A 1,250-nucleotide genomic window follows, 5' to 3' on the forward strand; every position below is an offset into this window, starting at 1 on the left:
GCCGACCTGCGCGCGTTGCAGATGCTGCTCGGCCACAGCTCGCTCAGCACCACGCAGATCTACACGCTGGTGGCGAAGGAAGGTCTGAAGCGGCTGCACGCGCAACACCATCCGCGTGGGTGAGCGGGCTGCGGTGAGAGCCTGTTCAGCCGGGTGTGCGAGAATGCTGGATGGCCGCCGGCAGTGTGCGCCGACTGGATCGTACCGAGGTTTGTGATGTTGAAGAAATGGTTGCTGGCCTTGTGCGTCGGCGGATTGGCGTTCAGTGCTTACGCTGCTGATGGCGGCGCAGCGCCGGTGGCGGGTCAGGCGGTTACGCCGGCCGCAGAGAAGATGGTGCGGCAGACGCTCGGCGCACTTTCTGCGGACGTCCAGATCGACTCGATCGAAGCGGCGCCCATTCCGGGCTTTTACCAGGTGATTGCCGCGGGCCAGCTGATCTACGTCAGTGCCGATGGCAAGTATCTGTTGAACGGCGACCTGATCGATCTGACCCGCAAGCGGAATCTCAGCGATGCCGGCTGGGCCGCGTTCCGCAAGGCTGAGTTGGCCAAGGTGCCGGCCTCCGAGCGCATCGTGTTTGCGCCGGCGCATCCGAAATACACCATCACCGTGTTCACTGATGTCACCTGCGGCTACTGCCGCGCTCTGCACGAGAGCATGGCGGCCTACAACAAGGAAGGCATCGCCGTGGAGTATCTGGCGTGGCCGCGCGATGGCGTGAACAACGCCAGCGGCCAGCCGACGTCCGTCTATAAAGAGATGGTATCGGTATGGTGCGCCGCTGACCGCAACGCCAGCCTCACCGCGGCCAAGCACGATCACGCCCCGAAACCGGCAACCTGCGTCAACCCGGTCAAGCAGGAGTACGAGTTGGGTTTGCGGCTCGGCATCGATGCGATGGGTACGCCGGCGGTATTCGCCGAAGACGGCAGCATGATCGGCGGCTATCTCCCGCCGGCCGAAATGCTGAATGCCGTCCAAAAGCACTCCAGCGCGGGCGGCTGACGCCCGCTCGTCTGCGGATAACCCTGTAGGAGCGCACCCTGTGCGCGATCCCCGCCCTTGTGCAGCCATGCCTGCACTGGCGAAACGTCCAGCGTGGCGCAGGGAGCAAGGCGAAGTTCGGGAGTGAGATCGAGCCTCAACCCAAACCGTTCGCCCTGAGCGTAGGCCTATGGGCCGGAGTCGAAGGGCCAGAGCCGGACGGTACGCCACGATGCCCTTCGACTTCGCTGCGCTACGCTCAG

At 64.5% G+C, this 1,250-nt stretch carries 2 protein-coding genes; both read left to right on the forward strand.

Annotated elements, in window-relative coordinates:
• Positions 1 to 123 (forward strand): tyrosine-type recombinase/integrase (locus tag GSQ77_RS17050; RefSeq protein ID WP_158903972.1); only part of this gene is annotated, 123 nt, incomplete at its 5' end.
• A gap of 93 nt (positions 124 to 216) precedes the next feature.
• The gene (locus GSQ77_RS17055) at positions 217 to 1,008 is read left to right on the forward strand and encodes a disulfide isomerase DsbC N-terminal domain-containing protein (protein ID WP_158903973.1); all 792 of its coding nucleotides are present in this window, start codon (positions 217 to 219) and stop codon (positions 1,006 to 1,008) included.
• The last annotated feature ends 242 nt before the right edge of the window (positions 1,009 to 1,250 follow it).

It is taken from the genome of Burkholderia sp. L27(2015) (assembly GCF_009765705.1).
GTDB lineage: Bacteria > Pseudomonadota > Gammaproteobacteria > Burkholderiales > Burkholderiaceae > LMUX01.

Excerpts from the sequence above, each read along its gene's own strand:
- GSQ77_RS17055 (WP_158903973.1), top strand. The coding sequence starts at position 217 with ATGTTGAAGAAATGGTTGCTGGCCTTGTGCGTCGGCGGATTGGCGTTC.